Genomic DNA, 23,034 nt, shown 5'->3' with positions numbered 1-23,034 from the left:
GCTTCACCTCGATTCTTCCGTCTGTACTGGCGGTCTTGTGTCAAAGGCATGGAACAAATCGGCGAATACAGGGTGAATCTGGATAACACCCACACGCCCGTATAAATCTTGAAACAGGCATTGTCCGTTTTCCAAATCCCTAAGTCGCTTCTGGTTGCTTTCGTCCTCTTTATCCACACCGAAAAATTCAAGGGTGTTCTTGATTTCCTTTATATCTGTGCTTCTAAAGGCAAATTTCAGACCGATATTATTCTTCATTTTTTCGTCGTCCACATCACCAGAGTTTTGTGTGACGAAATAAACAGCGGCGTTCATGGAACGACCAGCACGAATCAGCTTGTTTGAGAGAGCTTTACCCTGTGCCACCTGTAAGAACGTCCACGCTTCGTCCAAATCCACCATCTTGAAAATGCTTCTGTCCGAATGGATAAAGTCTAAGGCAAAGGTACTAATGACAATCAGCATAGCCACAGAAAGCAGCTCCATAGTGGTGTATTCTTCAAATTTTGTGTCCTTATCTGGCAGTACAAGGTCTGCCACCTGTATGATATTTAATTGTCGGTCTAAGCTGATGGATTGTTCCACATCACCGTCCGAGAACAAAAGGTGTGCAAAGTCATAGTCCGTCATGCTTTCGATATGGTCTGCGATATTCTCTGCCACAGGTGAACCGTCTTTTCTCAATTCATCAATGACACGGAATAGTCCACGCTGCTTACTTTGTGTCACGGAACGGATTGCTCGACGCAGGACGGGAAACTTCTCACCATCACGGGAGGAAATGCCTGTAAGGAATGTAAGTATATCAATCACAAGACTTTCAGCGTCCTTTGTACGCTTCATAATCACATACGGGTCAAGAAGTCCTTTGTTCTTATCCTCACTGGTAAGGTTGACTATCTTAATTTCATGTGCAATATCGGGTAAGGTTTCCTGCCAGTTGCCACGCTCTGATTTCGGGTCTACAATGACCGCCTTTCCACCGAATAACACCGCATAATAGATAATCAGATTATTGCAGAATGACTTTCCACCACCGAGCGAACCAAGAAAAGCGGCAGCCAACGCATTAGTTACCGAACCCTTAACGCCCTGTGCCGCAAGGCTGGGTTTCAGATAGACATTTTTCCCTGTGTCGAGGTTATAGCCGATATAGATACCGTCGTTTTCCCCAAGCTGCTGTGTCGCACCGAACCCAAGACCAGCCAGAAAGTCAGAAGTGACATACTGGATATAATCATTGATGTATCTTTTACTTGCTGGGATAAATTCACCATGCAACCCCAGCATATCTCCGAACGGGCGAACCAGCTTGACGTTCAAATCGTCGTAGAAGTCTTTCACTTCATCACAGCGTCGTTTCAGCTCGTCCAGAGTGTCAGCAGCCACACGGATAACATACGACAGCTTATACATGGATTCTTTGGATTGGTCTAAGTTCGTTTCCAGCTCATTCACCGAATCCAGAGCGTCCATGACGTTACTTCCTGTTTCATTGTTGGATTCCCACGCATGGTTATCTAAATCTTTCAGCTCTTTCTTTTTATTCCTAACCGTAGTCAGAGCTTTTTTGTTGGTGACGATTTCCACATTCATGGAAGTGGAAACAGGGAACGTGAATTGCTGCTGTTGGTAGTAGAAGATTTCCGAAGATGGAAAGTCCAGCTCACCCACGATATTGTTAATCGTGAAGTAGGCGACATACGTCGTCTGATCTTCACGCTCAATCTTTAGGTATCGCTGGTTTTCGGTTATCTGACAGCGTGTCGGACGGATAAGGTCATATCGCTTCACCAGTGTTTCACGCTTTAGCTTCTTAACTGGTAAATCGTAACTGTAATCACTGTACGCAACGCCTGTATTCCCGTAGATATGTTCCAAGAGATAACCGAAGTCGTTCTTATTAAGCCTGCGGAACTGAAAGCGGCGTGAGATTTTGCTTTCTAAGAGTTTTTCCATCTTCATAAAGCGGTTGATTTCATCATTACTCATGGAAACAAAGTCACCCATGAGCTTGTGATTGACTTCATAGATAAAATCAGCAAAGGTCATAGCTGCCGATTTTCGCATGGCTTTCAGATTGATTTCTTCCTCATTCACCAGCAGCTTGAATCCAAGAAAAAAGCGGTAGTCAATCTGATTTTCACCAATCATTTCAACCAACGCTTCTGTCTGTTCGTCTACTTTTTTACAGGCGATTTCTTTTAATCTGCCTGTAATTCCTTTTTTGGAACGCTCCTGTACTGCACGCAGGCTGTCCTCCGTGGCAATCTGTAGAGCATGGATTTTCCCGTCACGGTTCTGTGCGATAAGCTGTCGGAAACTGTCATGCACCATGTACTTTTCCTCTGGTGACAAGAACGAATAATTATAAGGTGTCAGCTCATAGTAGGCGAAGCACTCACCGTCATGGTTGAACACCAGATTGTTTTCTATATATTTAATCGGGAACATACATCACACTCCTAACTGCTGTAATAACGGGATTGAATTTTTCATGTTTCAGCTTGATGGCTTTTCCTGCATAGGTCACTTTTGGACGTAGGGCAAAGGTGACAGCCGATTTCAAAAATCCAAAAGGCTTTTTTCCGTCAAAGGTCTTTTGCGATACAAACCAAGTAAAAACAACAGGGATTCCAAAGTATTTGAGGAACGCACCGTCAATCATGGAAAAGGGCGGCAGCTCCGCAAAGAGAATCACGATAAACAGCGACAGGACAAACCAAGCCATCTGGCTGAACGTGACAGGAAACGGGAGCTGAAAGTCGTTGATTGCATAAATGACTTTCTCCACGCTCCAAATGCTTGTATAGCTTTTGATTTTCTTCATTTTTCACAGCTCCTTTCTTTTCTAAAATGGAAACAGCAGCCTATATTTCAAGGCTGCTGCATAAAAAATACCAGTGTCTTTTCACTGGCTGATAAACAATATTCAGTTGTAATTGTTAATACGGACATTCAAACACGCCATGATTGGTGACGACAAAACGCCCCTCTAAATCAAGGTCACGCCCGTATGCTTCATAGTCTATGTAGCTTCTTATCCTGTCGGGGATTTCCCCAAGGCTTTGACATTCGTCTATGAAGTAATAGGCAACGTCCGTCATATCGTCACAATCGGGATAATGGATAATATCGTCTGCGTGTTCGCACAATTCTTCCAAGCTGCTGAAATAGCAGAGCAGCTCTGAAAGTTCGTCCTGTATATCTTCTGGTAAATCCTCCACCATTTCACAAAGGCGGTTGACTTCCTCAATCGGTGTGTATTCGTCAATCTCAAAGGGCAGCTCATAGTCATGGATTGCGTATTCCTCGTATTCGTCATTCAAGCCGATACGTTCTGCCATTTCATCATAATCAATGGGCGGTGTGAACCACGCACCCACAAGCTCACCCTCATTGTATTTGCCGAGATTGGCAACATAAACCTGCATTTCTTCGATACCACATCACCCCTTTACTGATAGCGGAATACGCCGCTCGTTGTGAAAAGGTATCTGTCGTCCATTTCCAGCTCGTTTCCGTAGGAATGGTAGTCAATATGTTTTTGAAGCTCGTGGGGAATCTCACCGAAAATATTTTCCTCACAGATAAGGTATTCTGCCAGTGCTGCACCGTCGCCCACATCGTAGTAACGTATTTCGTCCTTATGGTCGATAAATTCATCAAAGCTGGCAAACCATTTCTGTTGAATGGCTTTCATTTCATTGCCAATAGGCGTACCCTCCATTTCAAGAACCATGCGGCAGTTGGCGTTGATTTCCCAAAGCGGCATATTGCTGTGTACATCAAAGGGCAGCTCATAGTCTGCAATCTCAATCTGTTCTTCATGTTCCACACCGAGTTTTTCTCTGACTTCCTCAAACTCCACAGGGCAGTTGAACCATTCACCAGCGTATTCCTCGTCACCGTCACGGTAAGGTTTGGTATTGTTTAAAAGGTAGATTCGCATTTCGTACAAGGCATATCACTTCCTTTCTTCATTTCTAGTATTCCCATTACAACAGCATAATCTACGCCGAATACATAATGAGAGAATTTTTCTAATTGTTCTTTCGGGTATGTTAGCGGTGATTGTCGTTTGATTTCTTCCCAGACCGCACGTTTACGGTAGGGCAAATCAGAAATATTGTCACAGCCGACCAGCTCTTTCATATCCTCAAAAATATCTGTTTTCAATATAACCTCCATTTTTCTTGTTTTCAATTTTATAGTTGACAGCGTTCGGGTATTTATTTGTGTACCATTCCGTCACCCCCTTTTCATTCCCCCTATGCCCGAACTCCCATAGGGGGAAAGGTAAGTTTGCGTGTCCGCAAACTGATGATTTCTACGCACCGATAATCTTGTTAAATAACTGTAACAGTACGTCTTTTACGCCAGCGGCATTGAACACTAAGCCGACAGCGATTAAGGCAATCACCAAGAATCCGATAAGTTTGGAAAACTCACGCTTGAAACCAAGATACACCCCGATAACAGCGATTGCCATAAGCACCAAGCTCTGTGCGTTAGATAAAAACCAGTTGTATAAGTTCTGTCCGAAATTCATTATTTTTTTCTCCTTTCCATCATTTCAAAATCCCTGTCTGCGGCTTTTCCAGCCTGTATCAGACACATAGAAACTACTCCAATTCCAGCACCCAGCGATACCAAAAATAAATCAAATAAAATATGCTTCATGTTGTCATTCCTCCTTGTTGATGATTTCCTCTGTGGAAGTCGTTTGTTGTTCAATCAGTTTTTTATGACGCTCGGTGAGCTTAGCATGGTCTAAAATATCTTTCAGATATGTAGTGCCATTAGCACGGTCAATCTTTTCCAAGACTTTCCATGTAGGAGCGACCTGCCTGCTTATCCAGTTCAGCGTCCTTGTGAGCGTATACGGTTCTGGCTTTGTCGTCAGCTTCAACCGCCCACGTTCAGAACCGATAAAGTACGCCCATTTCTCATTGGTTTTCCATTCGCTGCGTCGCTTATCCACCTCCCTGTCAGCGAATCGCATATAACGGTTGATAATGTCAAAAGCGGTACGTTCTGCGTCATGGTAGGTCAGCAGGTCACGCACCGCATAATAGGCTCGCTCATTCTTTAGCCTTATTTCAAAACGGTTCTTGATTTTCGTATCTTCAATGGCTATGTCATACTTTGCGTACTGTTCATAGTCCTTTTCGTAGATACAGAAATAGACTTCCGATTTGAGCGAACCGACGTATAATGTATTTCCCATACCGTATTTATCCTGTTCCTGACTTCGTACCAGCTCACCGCTGCGGTAGCTCTTGAAGCTGCGGAATACGGAAATACATTCCTCATGGTTGCATTTCTCTGTCAGCTCTGGAATATCTAAAATCCCTGTCATATCGTTGATGGCAAGGTCAAGACGCTTCATCACACCTCCCTCTACCAGAGCGTCCATGAGAAAGTCATACCAGCTCCTATGCTGTGCCAGCAGGTAGCTTTCCATCTGCCGACACCCTTTGCCTTTCAGCTCTAACAATGTGCCTTTTTCCTTATCGGGTGAAGCCAGCACGAACACATCACCCAAGACATAATGTTCCGCATAGGAATAGAACCCGAAATCCTCATGTATCATCACATCAAGCCTTAATTTGAGAATATCCTCAACAACGTGTTTTACGTCCTGTGTGGGGAAACGGATTCTGACATAATCAAAGACCATTTCCAACGGATTGTCTGGATTCAATCGCTCCAGAGCGTCCATGAATTTCACCTTGATTTCTTCCGTCAAGGCTACTTTTCCAGATTCAAGCCTGCTGATGTATTCACGACTAACGCCAGCCATGACCGCAAGCTGATTCTGGGAAACGCCGTACTGCGTCCGTTTTTCTTTAAAATCGTTTATCCAATCGGTATCGTTCAGTTAAAATCCCTCCAATCGAAAAAGGAATGTGACATTTACCGATTTTGTCACACTCCCTTGAATGTTTGAAAAGTCCACTGTTTAAGCGGTCTTTCCGATATTAAATTGACTGTTTCCAGTTGATTTGTGCCCCCCTGTTAGATACTGGGGGCGAATGGTTGGTGCGGCAAGCCGCACCAACACAGGCTAGTCCGTACCTGCGGCTTTCGCTTCGCACGCCGCCTGTCCGTCCTGCCTGTTTTGTGACAATCTGCCTATTTCTTTCAGAAAATCGTGTCCTTTGGGTACAAGGGGAGTATAAAACTCTGATATGACACTTGTTCCCGTATCGACATAGCCACGACCTTTTATCTGCTTCAAGAAAAAGTCCTTGTCTACCTCGCCAAACATCATGCTGTAGCCAAGCTCTGACATACGCCCTAATGCGACACGGAAGTTGAACTGGTCACGGATTCCGTCACCGAGATATTTTGCGTCTGGTCGCTGACAGGCAAGAATGAGAAAATAACCTGCCTGTCGTCCAAGCATGACTATCTGTTTGAGCTTATTCAGCACAGCAGCATTTTCCTTTGTCGTCAGCATTTCCATAAACGCCACATATTCATCAAAAATGAGGAAATGTGGAGCAAGACCGAGATAGGCATAGTTTTCACCTGTCTTATAATTTTCCATGAGCTTCATAGCTTCACTTCGTGCCATCATACCGTCATAGAACCTATCAATACAGGCGGTTATATCTTCTTTTTTGTAATAGACTTCTGGCATGACAACGGATAAATCCGCAAGGTCGGCGTTCTTTGGGTCTAACACATACATGACCGCATTACAGCGGAGCAAAGCTTCAATGATAGTGAGGATAAAGTAAGTTTTACCGCCACCAGTACCGCCAGCAATCAGCATATGGGGGAGCTTGTCATATTCCCACCAGACGTTTTTCATCAGACGCAGGCTGCCATGTTCCGCTTGTACCTCGTCAATGGTAATTCTGTTTGCGATAGTGTCATAGAGCAGCACATATTCAACGTAGCTGTCCTTTAATTCTTTTGACACCAGCTCACAATACAAGCCTGTTTCCAGTTTCTTTTCCAAGTGTAGGAGCTGGTCTTGATATTTCCCCAGCGTGATTTCCGTTCGGATATGGAGCAAACCATTTTCCATACGGTAGTACAGCTTTGGGAAATAGGTGATTTTCTCTTTTTTGCTGGACGCTGGTAAATCCTTGAAAAATCCACTGTCCTGTGTTGTTTCTGATTCATACCAGCCATTCTCTAAAATCATGCGTGCCAGCTTTTGACGGTGAAAGAGCTGCTTTACCCTGTCATACTGGAATCGTTGATACAAAAGTGCAACAGTAGCACATACCAGAACCGACACTATGACCGTAACTACCATGTATGGCGTGACCGTAAAATGGACGCTGCCATCTTGAAAAAGCGTAATTGCTTTCCAATCAATAGTTAGGATTGTCTTTAGATTCAGCAGCATAACCATAGCAAGGAACAACAGAAACAGTGAGCCAGCAGAGAAACGAAAAACCAGTGACTTATCACTGGCTCTGATACGATTCCCACGTTTATTGAATTGTGGCATAGGCTAATTCCTTTCTTTATTTCTTATTCTGCGGCTGTTGGTTATGGTGCTGCGGATTTCCTGCTGGCTGACCGTTTTTGTTCTTCAAGACAATATCGTCTGCTTTGATATACCAATCAACGTCTGCCCCTTGATAGGTAGCATTTGCCACCGTATCAGCTACAGGGTTGATAAGTTCCACCTCTGCGTTGTAATCAAATTCTTTTAACGGAACAGAAGCAGGAATACTTACCTGTATCATACGTCCTTGTTCCTTACACTTCAAATCGTAGGTACGTTCTTTGATTTCCACAGAAACCGTACCGTCCTCATTCTGGGTATGTACCTCACGACGCAACGCCGAGAACTTCAATACCCCGAATGTTTTTTCCTTATCAATAATAATTCCGTTTGCTAATCTCATATACTTAATACCTCCTTATGCTTTCACCATATCGTCAGCCGACAGGATATAGTTTGTGAATCCTCTAGTGCCGATTTTGTAACCCTCTGCGGTGATTTTCGGATTGATAAGTTTTACTTTTTCCTCCGATTCAAAATTCTTCTCACCAGCAGAAGCAGGAAGAACCACGATAATGTCGTCGGCTCTCTGTACATCCGAATAAAGGTTGAAGCTACGGGAAACTACCGCCATGCGTCCGTTGATCCTGCGCTGTTCAACTTTATTCTCACCTGCAAATTCCAAATTTCCGAACGTCTTTTCCATGTTCGGGATAACGTGTTTTAATTCCATAAATGTATTTACCTCTTTTCTTTCTGATTTTGATTGATGTTTATAATAGTGTGCCATTCTGCTGTCTGGATAGTATCTCTCTGTCTGTGAATTATCAAGGGCAGGCGTTGTGCTTCGCACCCTTGACAATCCCCATTCAGAAAGATAAGTGTTAATCAAGCAGAATTTGGATATAGTGTCAGCCACAGCCTGACTTCTTTATGATGGGCGGTGAACGGGGAGCTGCTTTCATAAACTGATACCTCCCGTATTAGTCAGATTTCTTTACTCTGCGGAATCTCTTATAACCTGCAAAGATAAGACCAGCAGCGGAAATCCCCATCATAGCCAACAATGTGGCAAATGGTGTGTTGTCACCTGTTTTTGGTGAAGTACCTGTTCTGTGCGGTGTGTTGGGTTCTTCTGGTGTGGCAGGGGATTCTGGCTTTTCTTTGATTGTTACTGTCTGCCCCTCGTCCTTGATGTCCTTATGTTCCGCTACCTTGATAGGCTTGTCTGGATTTGTTGTATCGTACAATTCTTCAAACGTTACAAGCTCCTTACCGCCTAACTCGCTGGCATTGAATGTAAATGCAATCTGAACTTCCATCTTACTGTCAGTAGCGGTGAAAGTAAGGTCATTTTCCACACGCTTACCATTTACGATAAGCTCTGCGTTTTCAGACTTCACCATTTCCCAGCCTTTAAGGGTATATTTCACACTTTTTTCCAGACCGTCTAAAGTGACCGTATCAACGATAGTTACGCTTTTACCAGCTTCGATTGTCTTTTTTCCTGTTGCCTTGTCGGTAGCAGTTGTGTGCATAGTAATAATACGTTCTGTAATCGTGACGGTCTGTCCGTCGTCCTCAATATCCTTATGTTCAGCTACCTTTGTAGGCTCGTCTGGATTCGTCATGTCGTACAATTCTTCAAAGGTCACAAGCTCTTTTCCTGCAAGCTCACTGGCATTGAATGTAAATTCAATCTGAACTTCCATCTTAGTGTCAGTAGCGGTGAAAGCAAGGTCATTTTCCACACGTTCACCGTTTACGATAAGCTCTGCATTTTCAGACTTCACCATTTCCCAGCCTTTAAGCTGATATTTCACACCTTTTTCCAGACCGTCTAAAGTGACCGTATCAATGATAGTTACGTCTTTACCAGCAACAATCATCTTTTCACCTGTTGCCTTATCGGTAGCTGTGGTATGAATGGTAATCTCTCTTTCTTCGATTGTAACCGTCTGCCCGTCGTCCTCTATGTCCTTATGTTCAGCTACCTTAACAGGCTCGTCTGGATTGGTAAGGTCGTACAATTCTTCAAAAGTTACAAGGTCTTTACCGCCTAAAGCACTGGCATTAAAGGTAAAGGCAATCTCAACTTCCATTTTGGAATCCTTTGCAGTAAACGTATAATCATTTTCCACACGCTCACCGTTTACGATAAGCTCTGCGTTTTCAGACTTCACCATTTCCCAGCCTTTAAGCTGGTATTTTGTACCTTTTACAAGACCGTCCAAAGTGACTGTATCAACGATAGTCACGCTCTTACCAGCAACAATTGACTTTTCACCTGTCACCTTATCGGTAGCGGTAGTATGGATAGAAATTTCTGGCTCGTATTCGTCTGTCAGTGTACCTAAATCAATAACAACTTTGTTTCTTGATACCACCACATCAAAAGCAGGAATCAGCTTCAATCCCTTATTGGAATCACAGCGTAATTCTTCGATTTCGTATGTATCATAAAGCAAAGCACCTTTGCTGTCGTCTGGTTCTGATGTCCCGAACCAGATACCGTCCTCACTGGTCTTACCAGCGTTTGTGTTCTGTTTATGCGATACCCAATCGGCAGCGGTAGAGAACTGACCGTTTTTGTCTGTCACAATGATGTGGCTTTCACCTGTGGTCTTGCTGGTGATTTTGAATGGCACATTCGCTAAACGCTTGTGCGTACCGTCACCGATTTTTACACCCTCAATATCACCACGTTTAATCTGATTGTAGATAGAATGGGATTCGTCGGTTAAATCAACAATTTCACCATTATTTACAATATCAAACTCACGGGAAACCGCACCGTCCTTTAAATATCCCTCTGGCGGCGTTACTTCATCAATTCTGTAATGCCCGTAAGGGAGTGTGTCTGCGGCAGTAGTGGCGATACCGTCAACACCTGTATGGATTGTCTTGACTACCTCATTTTTGTTGTATAGCTTACCATCTACCAAGACAGCCTTATCATTTAAGGAAGTGATTTCAAAGGCAGTATCTTTCAAAGCTGCACCGCCTTGCGGTTTTGTTTCTTTTGTTTCAAGGTCACGTTTTTGGATTTTCACACCGCCACGGATAACCTTGTCCGATACGGAATACTGGTTATATCCGCTTAATTTTGCAAGCTCACCGTCCTCTGTAATCTGTGCTACATAGACACCTGTGATTTTTTCGGAGTTTCCGTTTGCCTGCATATATGCACCGTCTAACAGATAACCGTTTGGAGCTGCTTTTTCCTCAACGGTAATCGTTCCAAGCGGCAAACAGATAGCACCGTCTTGTGTATAGAAGCTGTCACCCGATACCTTGTAGGAATCCGCTAATTTTGTAATGTAATGGATTGTACCGTCACCGCCTTTTTCCGCTTTGGTCTTTGTCGTCCATGTGCGTGTCGGTGCTGATGGGAGGTTATCTTTTGTAAAATATCCGTCATAATACTTCCAGACAAACTCTGCACCCTCTAAAGCAGCATTACCCTGTGGCGTACCGTTTGAAGTTTCCATATCAATCTTGAAAAGTTCGATTAAGTTGTCTGTGACCTTTGGTGTATCGCTGACCTTTAATGTGGCAGTTTCACCAGCCTTTACGGTAAGGGTATAGACCTCTTTATCCAACTGGAAACCTTTCGGAGCTTTTGTTTCTTTCACATAGTATGTTCCAGCTCTTAATTCCACGGTATCAGTATTGCCAGCACGATTGGTCGTAAGTGTGGCAACAGACTTCGTGCAGCCTTTATCAGAATAGACACCGTAAGCCGCACCAGAGAGGGAATAACAATCATTGTCGCTGGTAATTGTGGTATTACTGGAAGATTTCTGAATCTTTCCATTTCCCACAGCCAGCTTCGCCCAGAACTGTCCTAAGTCCTGCCCCTCGCCAGTGTAGATATAGCCGCCGCAATCGTAGCGGTCTTTGTTTTCTTTAGCGAAAGCCTTTGCGTTCTCGTAGATTTTATCCTGTTCGCTTTTGGATATTTCATCATAGGCAATATGGGTGTTTTTATATCCCCAGCCTAAATGAACGCTCAATCTACGCCATACGGTACACTGTTGAAGCAAGTACGCCTGTTCGTCTGTAAATCCTTTTTTGGTATATTCCTTGACGTATTCCAGATTCAAGGCAACGTCTGTAATCTGTGCTTCGCTCAATCGTTCCGTTGCGTCCTTACGGGTTTTATAGCCAGATTGGAATGTTTCGCCTAGCTGAATACAATAGGCGGTTTCACCGTCAGCTTTCATCCAGCCTTCCTCAAAAGTGGACGCTTCTTCGCCGCCATCTGTCACTTTGACAACAGTACCCGTCTTTCCGTCAGAATGGGTATAAACAGAATCAGCAGCCTGTACCTGTGTGACAGGTAATGCAGTAAATACGGTTGCAAGGGTGAGGACACCTGTAAGCAATCGTGTCATTAACTTTTTCATAATGTTTGATTCTCCTTTCATATGGGTAAAAAAATAGACGCTCATTTCTGAACGTCTGGAAATAGAAAAGGAACGCTTTTGCACGTTCCATAATCTATACGTTATTCAATTTTATTTTCAATACTGATGTGCTGCCCTGTATCCATAAGTTTGCATATCTAGGATTTTTACCGTATCAAGGTTCATTCGTAAGTAGTAAATTAGTAGTAAATTAGGCTCTTAAATCCTTTGAATATGCTGATAAATACAGTGTTTTAGCGGATAATCAAATTTTCAGTTGGTTTTTAAGACAAAAACATTTGACACATTTTCCTGTGGACAGTACTATTAAACTTCTGCGATTACCTCAACTTCGCAAAGAACATTCTTCGGAAGAGTTTTCACAGCGACACAGGAACGTGCTGGTTTGTTTACGAAATATTTCGCATATACTTCATTAAACTTGGCAAAATCTCCCATATCAGCAAGGAAGCATGTTGTCTTAACTGCCTTCTCAAAACTGCTTCCTGCTTCTTTCAGTACTTCGCCAAGATTCTTCATAACCTGCTCTGCCTGAGTCTCAATGGTATCTCCGTTGATCTCGCCTGTTGCAGGATTTACCGGGATCTGTCCAGATGTAAATAATACTCCATTTAAAATCATTGCCTGGGAGTATGGTCCGATTGCTGCTGGTGCCTTATCTGTATAAACTACTTTCATGGTGTAAATCTCCTTTCATTTTTTCTTTTATTGTCTTCATGCTATCGCAAAATTTTATTAGTGTCAAGCAATTTTTTTGTACAAGTCTGGAAAGGATTCTGTTTTGCAGAAAGCCTTTTTCAAATACGCTCTAATTCAAATAATAATAAGCCATCGCTGAAATCCTCTGAATATTGGAAACAGCATCTGCTTCCTTTCCTGCATTCTCAGACATTACGCACAGAATATAATCCGTTCTAGCTCCATAGACAATTCCAATATCGTGCTGGCTTTTATCATTTTCACCAGTTTTATTCGCTACCTGAACAGATTCCTTAAGCCCGCCAGGAATCTTTGTTCTGGTATCCTGGTTCAAAAGCAAAGACAGCATCTGGTCAGAATCCTCCGGACTTACACATTCTCTTCGGTAAATCTTCTCCAGCAGAGTGCCGCAATCCTCCACAGAAGTCATATTACTGCTTCCAAGCCCTTCCGGATCTGTATTCGAAGGCGCAAGCGTATGAAGCACAGCTGTTTCTTTATAGCCCTGTTCCCTGAGATACCGGTTAATTACACGTGCACCTGCATTGAATTGATTGGAGGCAGTCTGAAGCCTTACCATTTCATTAAAAGACTCATTGTCACTGTAGGTTACCATATTCTCCATAAGCCGAAACAGCTTGTCTGTCACAGTCTGACTAGCTGGATCTGCTTTCAGAAGCATCCCCTCAACCATCCTGATTTTTTCCATATTTTCATAACTTGCAGCCATTGTAAATGCTTTTATCAGACTTGCGGAAGACATGGCTTTATCATTGATGGAGAACTTCTCTCCGTTCTTTAGATCTTTCACATAGACGCTCCAGTCCCCTTCCAGTTTTTCCGTAAATTCCTTCACAGCTTTCTTCAGATTTTTGATTCCCGGATCCGTCAGTTCTTTAATGCAGCCATCTTTTTGGATTGTCAAGCCCTCTGGTGTAGTACCAGCTTCTTCCACTAATACGCCGCTTGATTCATCAAAATAATAATACCCGGAAAATCTCTTTTCTCCCACATTCATTTCCTGAATATAATAAATACCGCCTTCCTGACACACTTTTCCATTTCTGTCAACGTAATACCCGCCATCTAGTTTTATCTGTCCAATCTCTTCTTTTAGAATACAAACTCTTCCAGTACCAGAAAGCCTTCCAAGGTTATTTACCACATAAATCCCCGAAGTCCATCCTGCTTCCACAGTTCCATCTTCTGCTTTCGGGAGTGCTTCCTGTGAAATGGCTGTAAGATGTGCTTCAGAAGCTTTAAATTTTCCTGTCTCGTCGTGATAATAATATCCATTAAACACTGTTCCATCTACAACAAAATGGTCGAAATAATGTATTGCCTGAGTGCAGTCTCCTGAACCGTCTTCATTCAGACAGTAAAATCCGTCACTTTTCAACATATATTTGCCATCACTATTAGGAATAGGAAGTATCTTAGCTGCCTCTGTAACAGATGACAGGCTGCCGCCACTTTCTGATTCCGCTAATACAGTAAGAACTTCAGGCTTCCATAACAGGAGCCCGCTGTTGCTGCACCAAAATGCTGCCCCCAAAAGGACTGCCATTCCAGCTGCTTTATACAGCCATCTGGTTTTTTTGCCTTTTTTCATGTTATTCTCCTTTTAATAAGGGCAGTATAACCTGTTTCTGCTTTGTATGCAACCTCTTTGTTTGCCATAACATTTTTACAGGCTCTGGAATGTGTTTGAAAAGACTTTCTGCAGGATGTACGTCACAATTTGCAAGAGATTTTGTCTGGAATACTCTCCCAAAATTTTTGCAGCTGTGCTTCCACATTTGACAATGTACATGTTTTCCTGTCATTCCACTCCACCGGAAAAAGATTGCTGTATTCTCTCTGCCGGAATCGTTCATCCAAAAGGAGAATAACACCATGATCCTCCCTTGTGCGGATTACTCTTCCAGCAGCCTGCAGAACCTTATTCATGCCAGGGTACCTATAGGCGTAATCAAATCCATTTTCCCCATTTTCTGTGTAAAAAGAACGAAGAATTTCCCTCTCATTTCCCAACTGGGGCAATCCGGTTCCCACTAAAATGGCTCCAATCAGTTTTTCTCCCAGCAGATCGATTCCCTCTGAAAAAATACCGCCCATAATGCAAAAAGCTACCAGTGACTCCTGATCCTGTTCAAATTCCTGAAGAAACTCTTCTCTTTCCTGTTCCTTCATAGAGCTGTTCTGACAGATACACTTCACCCAGTTTACAGAAAATTCTTCTTCGTAGACTGCATAAACCTCTTCCAACATTTTGTAAGAAGGAAAAAATACCATATAATTTCCCTTGTGCTGCCATACCGTCCTCGCTATATATTCCGCAATTTTGTGATATTCCTCATATCCCCTGCGGCTATATAAGGAACTTACATCGCCGGCATTTAAAATACAGCGGTTCTTCTGTGAAAACGGTGATTCCACATAGATTCCATAATCGTCCTGCCTGTTGCTGAGCAATTTTCTGTAGTAGCTCATGGGCAGCAATGTAGCAGAAAAGAATACGGCACTGCGGCCTTTCTTCAGATATTCCCCCAGGTTCACTGCCGGATTTACACAGAACAGTTTCAGGCGAAACAGACCATCTTCTCCATTCTCAGCATAAACTACATAGTTCTCGTCTATCAGTTCTGCAATATTCAGAAAATTGCGAATATCAAAATAAAACTTTCTTACTTCATCTTCCAGTTCCACATCCTTATGTGCTTCCAGAAAAGCATCAAATTCTCCCTGAACCTTTAAAATCGTCATAGTTATGGAACCCGTGCCTGGGAGAACGATGTAATTTCCACAGTCCACCTGCAGTTCTTTCAGCTGTTTATCCAGCTTTCCAAGGGAGCGGTAAAGCCGGGGTGCTCTCTCCTTCATAGCTTTTCGAACCCGAACAGCATCTTCCCTGCAAATAGAAGCGCTGTACATCTCTCTTCCCCGTTCCGCCAGATTATGGGCTTCATCAATGAGAAAGATATAATCTCCACCTGCACCTTCCCCGAAAAAACGTTTCAAATGAACTGTAGGGTCAAACACATAATTATAATCACAAATTACAGCGTCCACCCACAAAGACAGATCCAGACACATTTCAAAAGGACACACCTGCCATTTCTCGGCCTGCTCCCGGATAGTCTCCCTGTCATATCTGCTCTTCGTCGTCCACAGCTCATAGACAGCGTCATTGACCCTGTCAAAATGTCCCCTGGCGTAAGGACAATGTACCGGATCACACTTGGTTTCGTCCATAAAACACAGCTTCTCCTTGGCTGTAATGGTCACCACTTTGTATTTCATTCCCTTTTCCCGCAGCACCTCAAGAGCTTCCTGAGCCACTGTTCTTGTAATAGTCTTGGCTGTAAGATAAAAGATCGTCTCCCCTTTCCCTTCGCCAACAGCACGAACTGCCGGAAATATGGTAGACATGGTTTTTCCTACGCCGGTAGGTGCCTGAATAAAAATCTGACGACTGGCTCCAATTGCATGGTAAACACTGCTCACCATCTTTCTCTGACCTTCTCTGTAGGGAAATGGAAATTCCAGGCTCTGAAGAGAATGATTTCTCTCTTCCTTCCATTTTTTCTGATAACTGAGCCATTTATGATATTCATCCAGAAGTTTCTGGTACCATTCTTGCAGTTCCTCTATGGAGAGCACCTCCCGGAACCTTTTCACCACTTCTGTCTCCAGGTTGGCATATGTCATCTGGATTCCAATCTTCGACAAGCCTTCCTGAACACCGTAAATATAACCATAACACATAGCCTGAGCCTTATGAACCTTCACAGGCTCTTCCATCTGTTCCACATTTCCATATATTCCCTTAATCTCATCGATCCAGACAATCTCATCTTCTGTAAAAATTCCATCTGCACGCCCTTCCACCCGAATGTCCAGATCCTCATAGCTGTAATTCATCCGCAAAGCAACCTCTGCTCTGTAGTCTCCGCCCATTTGTTTCTGAAGCTTCCGATGCAGTCTGCTGCCCTTTAACATAGCATCTTTGTCTATAGTACCTCTTCGGTTATCAAGATCACCACTCTGCAATATAAACTCCACAAGATTTCTTACTGATATTCGTGTTACCGGATTGTCCATTTCCAATTTACCGCCTTTTACTGGTCTGCTGCCTTCCAAACAAAGATACCTTATCTGTAAGCATTATAACACGAATTTTACTTATCGGCCTATCCTTTCATAGAAAACTCCGGCATATTACTCCGAAAATGCAAAGCAAGCATCTGCTTCTGAAGTTTCTCATTTCTCCTTGCTTCAATGGATATGCTGTCACAAAATGTCTGCCACAGTTCCTCGTACTCTCCCATATCCCCTACGGCGCTCCCTGGCACCTGTATACGCACCCCTTTTCTCATGACGCACTCCTTCCCTTTCTCATGGCACAACGCCTTCTGCCTCTTCTCATCGTAGATTACCCAGTTCTCATTGGGAAAACGATTGGAAAAATGAAGAGCCATAAGAGACAGGATATCATTCCCCGGCTGGATCTTCGCCAACAGAAATCTTCCGCTAATCTCTCTGAAACGGACAAACCCAAAATAGTGGTGATATTCCCTTTTCACACAGAGTGCCAGTTTCGCAACTCTGGATACATATGGATCTGCCAGTGCCTCCATCACACGTTTTTCACATCTGCCTCCCCCAAAAGCCCGGTGCAGCACATAATAAATGGCAGTTCCCCTGTCTTCATCTGCCGAAGCTGCCGCCAGACAAATCTGTTCGTAAACTTCACTTCCCAGTCTCATAAGAATCGTCCTCATAACCTTACCAGCCTTACTCTGATCCGTAACAATTTCCCGATAAGAAGTGAACAATTCCATATTTACAGGAAAACTGGTCTGAATGCTCACTTTACAGCCGCCTGCACACTCTTTCCATCCATCATAGACAGCAGAAAAAATCCCCTCCATAGAATCCTCACATACCAGGATTCTTTTCTCCTGATTCATATAGCTCCCACCTTTCGCTCCACATGATTCTTCGTATTTCCTGTATACAGTCTTCTGCTCCCCATCTCATCTCCAAAGAGGGATAATTGCTGAAATGCAGCTTCATTCCCACGCCTTCGGCAGTTCTCTTCAGATAGAAGATTACGGGTAATATAGGCTTCCTCTACCCTGGTATTGTACATCATGCGGCCATTACAGGTAATAAAATATAAGGCACGCTTCAGAACCACACCAATCCTCTTCAGATCTGCAAAATCCAGGGAATGGGTTCTCCTGGCCCCAATGATTCTTCTGGCAGAGGTATAACCGATTCCCGGTACACGAAGAAGTTCATAATAATCTGCCTGATTGATCTCTACCGGAAAAAACTCCAGATGTGACACTGCCCAGTCTGCCTTGGGGTCCAGAAGAAGATTAAAATCCGGGTGTTTCTCCGAAAGCAGCTCTGAAGCCTGAAAACCATAAAACCGCATAAGCCAGTCTGCCTGATAAAGCCGGTGTTCTCGAAGAAGAGGCGGACCTGATAAGGACATAGGCAGATCCTTATCTTCATTTACGGCGACAAAAGCCGAATAAAAAACTCTTTTTAATGCAAAGTTCTTATACAAAGATTCTGCTACCGACACGATCTGATAATCGCTCTCCCCCATAGCTCCAATGATCATCTGGGTACTTTGACCGGCTGGTACAAACTTAGGTGCATGGCGGTACAGAACCAATTCCTCCTTATTCTGATCTCGCTGCTGCTGAATCTGCTTCATGGGGCGAAGAATGGTTTGCCTGCTCTTATGCGGTGCCAGTTTCCTAAGCCCGTCTGCAGTAGGAAGTTCCAGGTTCACGCTCATGCGATCTGCCAGATACCCAGCCCGGGCGATCAGTTCAGGAGCAGCACCTGGAATGGCTTTCAAATGAATATATCCCTGAAAATGATATTTATTACGAAGAAGGTTTACTGTACAAAGCAGTTCTTCCATAGTCCTGTCCGGACTTTCCTTTACTCCGGAACTTAAAAACAGTCCTTCAATATAGTTCCTCCTGTAAAATTCCATAGTCAGACGGCACACTTCTTCTGGGGTAAAACTGGTACGCACCACATCATTGGAGATTCTGTTTATACAATATTTACAGTCAAATACACATTCATTTGTATAAAGGATCTTCAAAAGACTGATACATCTGCCATCCTGAGCAAAACTATGACAGATTCCGGCAGCAATGCTGTTTCCCATGCCCTTTCCATCTCCTTTTCGATCCACACCGCTGGATGTGCAAGCCACATCATATTTCGCGGCATCCGATAAAATCTCCAGCTTCCGCTTCAATGTCATTGATTCCTGAATAATCATCCCGTAACAAAGCTCCTTTTATGTAATCTGTGTTTCGCATTCTTTATTATTTATTCTTCTCAAATTCAGAACGTTTGTTCTTGTTTTATTTTAGAACATGTGTTCTGTTTTGTCAATATCATAAAACGGAACGAAATTTTTTCTATACAAAAAGAGCCATAAATCAAAGATTACTTCTAACACTCCCTTTGATTTACGGCTCTTATCTCATTCTTTTACTATTAAAGCTCCCGGACGACAGCCAGAAATGGTACATGCTTACATCAGCAAATTCCTGAATACCAGACGTTCTGAATGTATGAGCAGATTTTCATATATGTGAATGCTGCCGACAGGCGACCTATCCACTCAATTTCAAATCTGAGTCAGCACAAAAATATCATAAATTGCTTTCACTGCATTTTCAAAATCACGGTTCTCCACGCCGATAATAATATTCAGCTCACTGGAGCCCTGGTCAATCATCTTGACGTTTACATTTGCATGTGCGAGGGCAGAGAAAATTCTTCCGGCTGTACCGCGGGTGGATTTCATTCCACGTCCTACAACTGCGATCAGGGCAAGGTCAGATTCCATTTCCACAAAATCCGGCTGAACCAGGCGATGGATTCCCGCAATTACCTGCTGCTCCTTTTCTTCAAACTCATCCTGGTGAACATATACTGTCATGGTATCAATACCGGATGGAACATGCTCAAAACTGATTCCCTGGTCTTCAAATACCTGAAGCACTTTTCTGCCAAATCCGATTTCACTGTTCATCATGGACTTCTCAATGTTGATAGAACAGAAACCTTTCTTTCCTGCAATACCGGTTATGGTATATTTCGGCTTACGGCAGGTACTCTCCACAATAAAAGTTCCCTTATCCTCCGGACGGTTGGTGTTGCGGATATTAATCGGAATTCCCTCTTTTCTTACAGGGAAAATAGCATCTTCATGAAGAACAGTAGCTCCCATGTAGGAAAGCTCACGAAGTTCACGGTATGTAATGGTCTCAATCACAGCCGGATTCTTTACAATTCTCGGGTCTGTTACAAGGAAACCGGACACATCAGTCCAGTTTTCATACATATCAGCCTTAATTGCCTTGGCAACCAGAGAACCAGTCACATCAGAACCACCTCTGGAAAAAGTGGTCACAGTTCCATCGTCCTTTGCACCATAGAAGCCCGGCACAACTGCATTCTCACATTTGGAAAGACGCTTGTTCAGAAGTTTGTCTGTCTTCTCTGAATCCAGATTTCCGTTTTTATCAAAACGGATCACCTCTGCTGCATCCACAAATTCATAACCAAGATAAGCAGCCATTACTTTACCATTCAGATATTCTCCACGGGAAGCGGCGTAATCCCTGCCAATCTGTGCTTTAAAATTCTCTTTGATCAACTGGAAATCCTCTTCCATGGAAAGAGCAAGACCAAGCCCTTTAATAATCTCATAATAACGAGATTTGATTTCTTCTAAAACCTTTTCAAAATCACCGCCATTTGCAGCTGCGTCATAACAGCTGTAAAGAAGATCTGTTACCTTCGTGTCCCCGTCAAATCTCTTACCTGGTGCAGAAGGAACAACAAAACGTCTGCTCTCTTCACTTCTGATAATATCTCCGACTTTTTCAAACTGCTCCGCATTTGCAAGGGAGCTTCCGCCAAACTTTACAACTTTTCTCATAATCCTTATGCTCCTCAAAAACTTTTTCTCCATTTTATGAAAAAATTCGACTTTTTGCAAGGGTTTTTTCGATTTAATTCGTGAAAGTGTTAAATACCTCCAATACCTGCAGCTGTTCTCCATCCACTTTAAACTGAATATCCCAGGATCCAAAAGACATTCCGTATTTTCTTTCAGGGTCTTTCTGATACCCAGGTCTTGGATCGTTTGCAAGCACAGCCAGAAGTGCTTCTCTTTTTTCCTCTGGAATCTTCTTCAAAAGCTTTTCCGGAAACTCTACTTTCAGCTTATGATCCTGAATCTGGTCGGTAAATCCGCCCGCTGCTTCCGGATGGCTGTCCACGTAAGCCAGATAAGGCTTTATATCATAAATAGGTGTTCCGTCCATAAGATCCGCTCCTGATACATGAAGCACCGGTCCATACTTTTCAGAAAACTCTACGCTCTCCAGCCTTACACTGGAAAGTCCTATGGGATTTGGACGAAAAGGAGACCTTGTAGCAAAAACGCCCATTCTGACATTTCCCCCAAGTCTTGGAGGACGCACTGTAGGAGACCACTCCTTGCGAACAGCCTGTGAAAATTCCCAGATCAGCCAGATATGAGTATACTCTTCCAGCCCTCGAAATGCCTCATGGTTCCGATATTCCGGTTCAAAAATAATATCCGCCTTTAGTTCCTGTATCCTGCCGCTCTGATGGGGAATTCCAAATTTCGTTGGAAAATCACTTCTGATATGAGCAATTACTTTCATTTCCATTGTTTGTTATACCTTTATCAATCTTTATGTGTGCTCTTATAAACCCGCAGATATCCTCTATAAACAGCGAACCTCTATTCCTCATGTCCGCCGCTTTTTTCTTCCTCCTTGATTTCCCAGTGAAGCAGGAACGTAAGAGCTGCACGAAGAGCAATAATTCCGGCTACAATTCCGATTTCCTTCCACTCACGTACCACTACAGTACGAAGAATCTCACTTCCCATTTTAAATTCCAGTCCCATGGCAAGTCCCCTCGCCAGATAGACACCAGTATCTCCGGCATGTTTCAGCCATTTGATAAATCCGGTAATTCCACTCCAGATAATAATGGCAACTCCAATAAACTCAAAAATTACAATGGCGAAACCAGCAATATTCTCCAGAACCCACTCCATAATTCCAGTTATGGTCGTCATCATAGGTACCTCCTTTTTTCCTGCTGACAGGATACCTTTTCTTGCAGAATGTATTTTCATCGCTGCACAACCTGTAAACAGCAACAGTTTTTTATTTTTGCTCCAGCCAGGTCACCACTTCTGTGTGATCTGTAAAACAGAACATTTCCACAGGCTGGATTTCTTTAACTATATAGTTTTTTCTCGTAAGGAAATTAAGGTCTCTTGCAAGTGTTTCCGGGTTACAGGAAATGTAAACAATTTTCTTCGGAGAGAGTTTTATTACGGAATTCAGGAATTTCTCGCTGCTGCCTGAGCGGGGAGGATCCATAAATACCACATCTGCCTTTTCACCAGCTTCTGCCATTGCCTCCATAAATTCACCGGCATCGCCCTGGCGGAAAGATATGTTTACCACCTTATTCTCTCTTGCATTGATCCTTGCATCCCTGACTGCATCTTTATTCAGTTCCACTCCGACCACTTCTCTTGCCTTACCAGAAGCTACCAGACCGATGGTGCCAATTCCACAATATGCATCAATGACTTTTTCTTTCCCTGTCAGCCCTGCAAATTCCACAGCTTTTCCATAAAGAATTTCGGTCTGCACTGAATTTACCTGATAGAAGGATTTCGGCGAAATACGGAAGGATTTTCCACAAAGGGTATCACGGATAAATCCCTTACCATAAAGTACGATTTCCCGCTCGCCAAGAACCATGCTTGTATTTTTGTCATTAATATTTAATACCACAGTACTGATCTCTGGATGAACTTTTCTTAATGCCTTCACAAAGTTATTTTTGGATGGAAAAATAGGAGAGGCGACCACCAGTACTACCATTACCTCACCTGTGGAAAAGCCACGGCGCACCAGTACATGGCGCAGAAGTCCATATCCGGTATCCTCATCATATGTTTTGATCTTAAAAGACTTTAGCATTCCCCGGATAGTACGGATGATTTCCTGACTCTTCTCATCCTCAATCAGACACTGTTCAATAGAAACCACTCTGTGGGTACCAGCCTCATAAATTCCAGAAATAATATTTCCCTTCCTGTCACGGTCAAATACAGCATGAACTTTATTCCGGTAAAAATAAGGATCTTTCATTCCAATTACCGGCTTCACATTCCCAAACTTCTTCAAAAGCCCCTGTACCTGATTTTGTTTCTTTTTAAGCTGTGCGGAATAAGGCACCCCCTGATACTGGCATCCACCGCACTTTTTTGCGTATGGACAGACTGTCTGTGTTTTTTTCTCTTCCATAAATTCTCCCTTA

Annotated in this window: 21 protein-coding genes; all 21 read right to left on the bottom strand. The window is 43.2% G+C overall.

Translation table 11 applies throughout. The annotated features are described in order from the left end of the window. Positions 1 to 3: 3 nt before the first annotated feature. Positions 4 to 2,454: an ATP-binding protein gene (locus AB5170_RS02915; RefSeq protein ID WP_347055669.1), complete on the bottom strand. Its 2,451-nt coding sequence runs from the start codon at positions 2,452 to 2,454 to the stop codon at positions 4 to 6. Further along, positions 2,441 to 2,830, bottom strand: a complete 390-nt coding sequence (locus AB5170_RS02910; RefSeq protein WP_347055670.1) for a conjugal transfer protein — start codon at positions 2,828 to 2,830, stop codon at positions 2,441 to 2,443. Before AB5170_RS02910 ends, AB5170_RS02915 begins: the two co-directional genes overlap by 14 nt. 115 nt (positions 2,831 to 2,945) lie before the next feature. Next, positions 2,946 to 3,443: an antirestriction protein ArdA gene (locus AB5170_RS02905; RefSeq protein ID WP_347055695.1), complete on the bottom strand. Its 498-nt coding sequence runs from the start codon at positions 3,441 to 3,443 to the stop codon at positions 2,946 to 2,948. Positions 3,444 to 3,457: 14 nt separating this feature from the next. After that, positions 3,458 to 3,952 (bottom strand): antirestriction protein ArdA, encoded by a 495-nt coding sequence (locus AB5170_RS02900; RefSeq protein WP_347055696.1) that lies wholly within the window; start codon positions 3,950 to 3,952, stop codon positions 3,458 to 3,460. After that, positions 3,934 to 4,179, bottom strand: coding sequence for a hypothetical protein (locus tag AB5170_RS02895; protein WP_347055671.1), 246 nt, complete (start codon positions 4,177 to 4,179; stop codon positions 3,934 to 3,936). Before AB5170_RS02895 ends, AB5170_RS02900 begins: the two co-directional genes overlap by 19 nt. Positions 4,180 to 4,330: 151 nt before the next feature. Then, entirely contained in the window at positions 4,331 to 4,552 is a 222-nt protein-coding gene (locus tag AB5170_RS02890) for a hypothetical protein (RefSeq protein ID WP_005363222.1), read from the bottom strand. Beyond that, positions 4,552 to 4,683: a DUF3789 domain-containing protein gene (locus AB5170_RS02885; protein ID WP_347055672.1), complete on the bottom strand. Its 132-nt coding sequence runs from the start codon at positions 4,681 to 4,683 to the stop codon at positions 4,552 to 4,554. Before AB5170_RS02885 ends, AB5170_RS02890 begins: the two co-directional genes overlap by 1 nt. 4 nt (positions 4,684 to 4,687) lie before the next feature. Further along, positions 4,688 to 5,884 (bottom strand): MobT family relaxase, encoded by a 1,197-nt coding sequence (mobT, locus tag AB5170_RS02880; RefSeq protein ID WP_347055697.1) that lies wholly within the window; start codon positions 5,882 to 5,884, stop codon positions 4,688 to 4,690. Between the two features lie 186 nt (positions 5,885 to 6,070). Continuing rightward, complete coding sequence (locus AB5170_RS02875) at positions 6,071 to 7,474, bottom strand: DUF87 domain-containing protein (RefSeq protein ID WP_368253928.1); 1,404 nt, start codon at positions 7,472 to 7,474, stop codon at positions 6,071 to 6,073. Positions 7,475 to 7,490: 16 nt separating this feature from the next. Beyond that, the gene (locus AB5170_RS02870) at positions 7,491 to 7,877 is read right to left on the bottom strand and encodes a YdcP family protein (RefSeq protein WP_347055674.1); all 387 of its coding nucleotides are present in this window, start codon (positions 7,875 to 7,877) and stop codon (positions 7,491 to 7,493) included. 15 nt (positions 7,878 to 7,892) lie between these two features. Further along, positions 7,893 to 8,207, bottom strand: coding sequence for a YdcP family protein (locus AB5170_RS02865; RefSeq protein ID WP_251388012.1), 315 nt, complete (start codon positions 8,205 to 8,207; stop codon positions 7,893 to 7,895). 250 nt (positions 8,208 to 8,457) lie between these two features. Next, positions 8,458 to 11,883: a VaFE repeat-containing surface-anchored protein gene (locus tag AB5170_RS02860; protein ID WP_368361409.1), complete on the bottom strand. Its 3,426-nt coding sequence runs from the start codon at positions 11,881 to 11,883 to the stop codon at positions 8,458 to 8,460. A 327-nt stretch (positions 11,884 to 12,210) separates the two neighbouring features. Continuing rightward, positions 12,211 to 12,582, bottom strand: coding sequence for a RidA family protein (locus AB5170_RS02855; protein ID WP_195379534.1), 372 nt, complete (start codon positions 12,580 to 12,582; stop codon positions 12,211 to 12,213). A gap of 130 nt (positions 12,583 to 12,712) precedes the next feature. Beyond that, positions 12,713 to 14,215, bottom strand: coding sequence for a serine hydrolase (locus tag AB5170_RS02850; protein ID WP_195699903.1), 1,503 nt, complete (start codon positions 14,213 to 14,215; stop codon positions 12,713 to 12,715). Positions 14,216 to 14,337: 122 nt separating this feature from the next. Beyond that, positions 14,338 to 16,707 carry an ATP-dependent DNA helicase gene (locus AB5170_RS02845; RefSeq protein WP_195983301.1) on the bottom strand — a complete coding sequence of 790 codons (2,370 nt, stop codon included), beginning with the start codon at positions 16,705 to 16,707 and terminating at the stop codon, positions 14,338 to 14,340. A gap of 89 nt (positions 16,708 to 16,796) precedes the next feature. Then, complete coding sequence (locus AB5170_RS02840; RefSeq protein ID WP_195699905.1) at positions 16,797 to 17,576, bottom strand: TIGR03915 family putative DNA repair protein; 780 nt, start codon at positions 17,574 to 17,576, stop codon at positions 16,797 to 16,799. Continuing rightward, positions 17,573 to 18,922 (bottom strand): putative DNA modification/repair radical SAM protein, encoded by a 1,350-nt coding sequence (locus AB5170_RS02835; RefSeq protein ID WP_195983300.1) that lies wholly within the window; start codon positions 18,920 to 18,922, stop codon positions 17,573 to 17,575. The genes AB5170_RS02840 and AB5170_RS02835 overlap by 4 nt, the downstream gene beginning before the upstream one ends. 354 nt (positions 18,923 to 19,276) lie before the next feature. Then, entirely contained in the window at positions 19,277 to 20,596 is a 1,320-nt protein-coding gene (locus tag AB5170_RS02830; protein WP_118579127.1) for an aspartate kinase, read from the bottom strand. Between the two features lie 73 nt (positions 20,597 to 20,669). Then, positions 20,670 to 21,356 carry a tRNA (N6-threonylcarbamoyladenosine(37)-N6)-methyltransferase TrmO gene (tsaA, locus tag AB5170_RS02825; protein WP_227198873.1) on the bottom strand — a complete coding sequence of 229 codons (687 nt, stop codon included), beginning with the start codon at positions 21,354 to 21,356 and terminating at the stop codon, positions 20,670 to 20,672. 74 nt (positions 21,357 to 21,430) lie between these two features. Further along, positions 21,431 to 21,775, bottom strand: a complete 345-nt coding sequence (locus tag AB5170_RS02820; protein ID WP_173718265.1) for a DUF1622 domain-containing protein — start codon at positions 21,773 to 21,775, stop codon at positions 21,431 to 21,433. Between the two features lie 88 nt (positions 21,776 to 21,863). Then, entirely contained in the window at positions 21,864 to 23,021 is a 1,158-nt protein-coding gene (gene rlmD, locus AB5170_RS02815; RefSeq protein WP_195699907.1) for a 23S rRNA (uracil(1939)-C(5))-methyltransferase RlmD, read from the bottom strand. Positions 23,022 to 23,034: the final 13 nt, after the last annotated feature.

It is taken from the genome of Ruminococcus sp. RTP21484sp1_RTP21281st1_A8_RTP21281_210402, from assembly GCF_040914025.1.
Classification (GTDB): Bacteria; Bacillota; Clostridia; order Lachnospirales; family Lachnospiraceae; genus Blautia_A; species Blautia_A faecis.
This window is presented reverse-complemented; position numbering and strand designations above follow the sequence as displayed.

Excerpts from the sequence above, each read along its gene's own strand:
- AB5170_RS02870 (WP_347055674.1), bottom strand. The coding sequence starts at position 7,877 with ATGAGATTAGCAAACGGAATTATTATTGATAAGGAAAAAACATTCGGG.
- AB5170_RS02910 (WP_347055670.1), bottom strand. The coding sequence starts at position 2,830 with ATGAAGAAAATCAAAAGCTATACAAGCATTTGGAGCGTGGAGAAAGTC.
- AB5170_RS02850 (WP_195699903.1), bottom strand. The coding sequence starts at position 14,215 with ATGAAAAAAGGCAAAAAAACCAGATGGCTGTATAAAGCAGCTGGAATG.
- AB5170_RS02875 (WP_368253928.1), bottom strand. The coding sequence starts at position 7,474 with ATGCCACAATTCAATAAACGTGGGAATCGTATCAGAGCCAGTGATAAG.
- AB5170_RS02865 (WP_251388012.1), bottom strand. The coding sequence starts at position 8,207 with ATGGAATTAAAACACGTTATCCCGAACATGGAAAAGACGTTCGGAAAT.
- AB5170_RS02820 (WP_173718265.1), bottom strand. The coding sequence starts at position 21,775 with ATGATGACGACCATAACTGGAATTATGGAGTGGGTTCTGGAGAATATT.
- AB5170_RS02915 (WP_347055669.1), bottom strand. The coding sequence starts at position 2,454 with ATGTTCCCGATTAAATATATAGAAAACAATCTGGTGTTCAACCATGAC.
- AB5170_RS02835 (WP_195983300.1), bottom strand. The coding sequence starts at position 18,922 with ATGATTATTCAGGAATCAATGACATTGAAGCGGAAGCTGGAGATTTTA.
- AB5170_RS02840 (WP_195699905.1), bottom strand. The coding sequence starts at position 17,576 with ATGAATCAGGAGAAAAGAATCCTGGTATGTGAGGATTCTATGGAGGGG.
- AB5170_RS02890 (WP_005363222.1), bottom strand. The coding sequence starts at position 4,552 with ATGAATTTCGGACAGAACTTATACAACTGGTTTTTATCTAACGCACAG.
- AB5170_RS02860 (WP_368361409.1), bottom strand. The coding sequence starts at position 11,883 with ATGAAAAAGTTAATGACACGATTGCTTACAGGTGTCCTCACCCTTGCA.
- AB5170_RS02900 (WP_347055696.1), bottom strand. The coding sequence starts at position 3,952 with ATGCGAATCTACCTTTTAAACAATACCAAACCTTACCGTGACGGTGAC.
- rlmD (WP_195699907.1), bottom strand. The coding sequence starts at position 23,021 with ATGGAAGAGAAAAAAACACAGACAGTCTGTCCATACGCAAAAAAGTGC.
- AB5170_RS02830 (WP_118579127.1), bottom strand. The coding sequence starts at position 20,596 with ATGAGAAAAGTTGTAAAGTTTGGCGGAAGCTCCCTTGCAAATGCGGAG.
- AB5170_RS02885 (WP_347055672.1), bottom strand. The coding sequence starts at position 4,683 with ATGAAGCATATTTTATTTGATTTATTTTTGGTATCGCTGGGTGCTGGA.
- AB5170_RS02845 (WP_195983301.1), bottom strand. The coding sequence starts at position 16,707 with ATGGACAATCCGGTAACACGAATATCAGTAAGAAATCTTGTGGAGTTT.
- tsaA (WP_227198873.1), bottom strand. The coding sequence starts at position 21,356 with ATGGAAATGAAAGTAATTGCTCATATCAGAAGTGATTTTCCAACGAAA.
- AB5170_RS02855 (WP_195379534.1), bottom strand. The coding sequence starts at position 12,582 with ATGAAAGTAGTTTATACAGATAAGGCACCAGCAGCAATCGGACCATAC.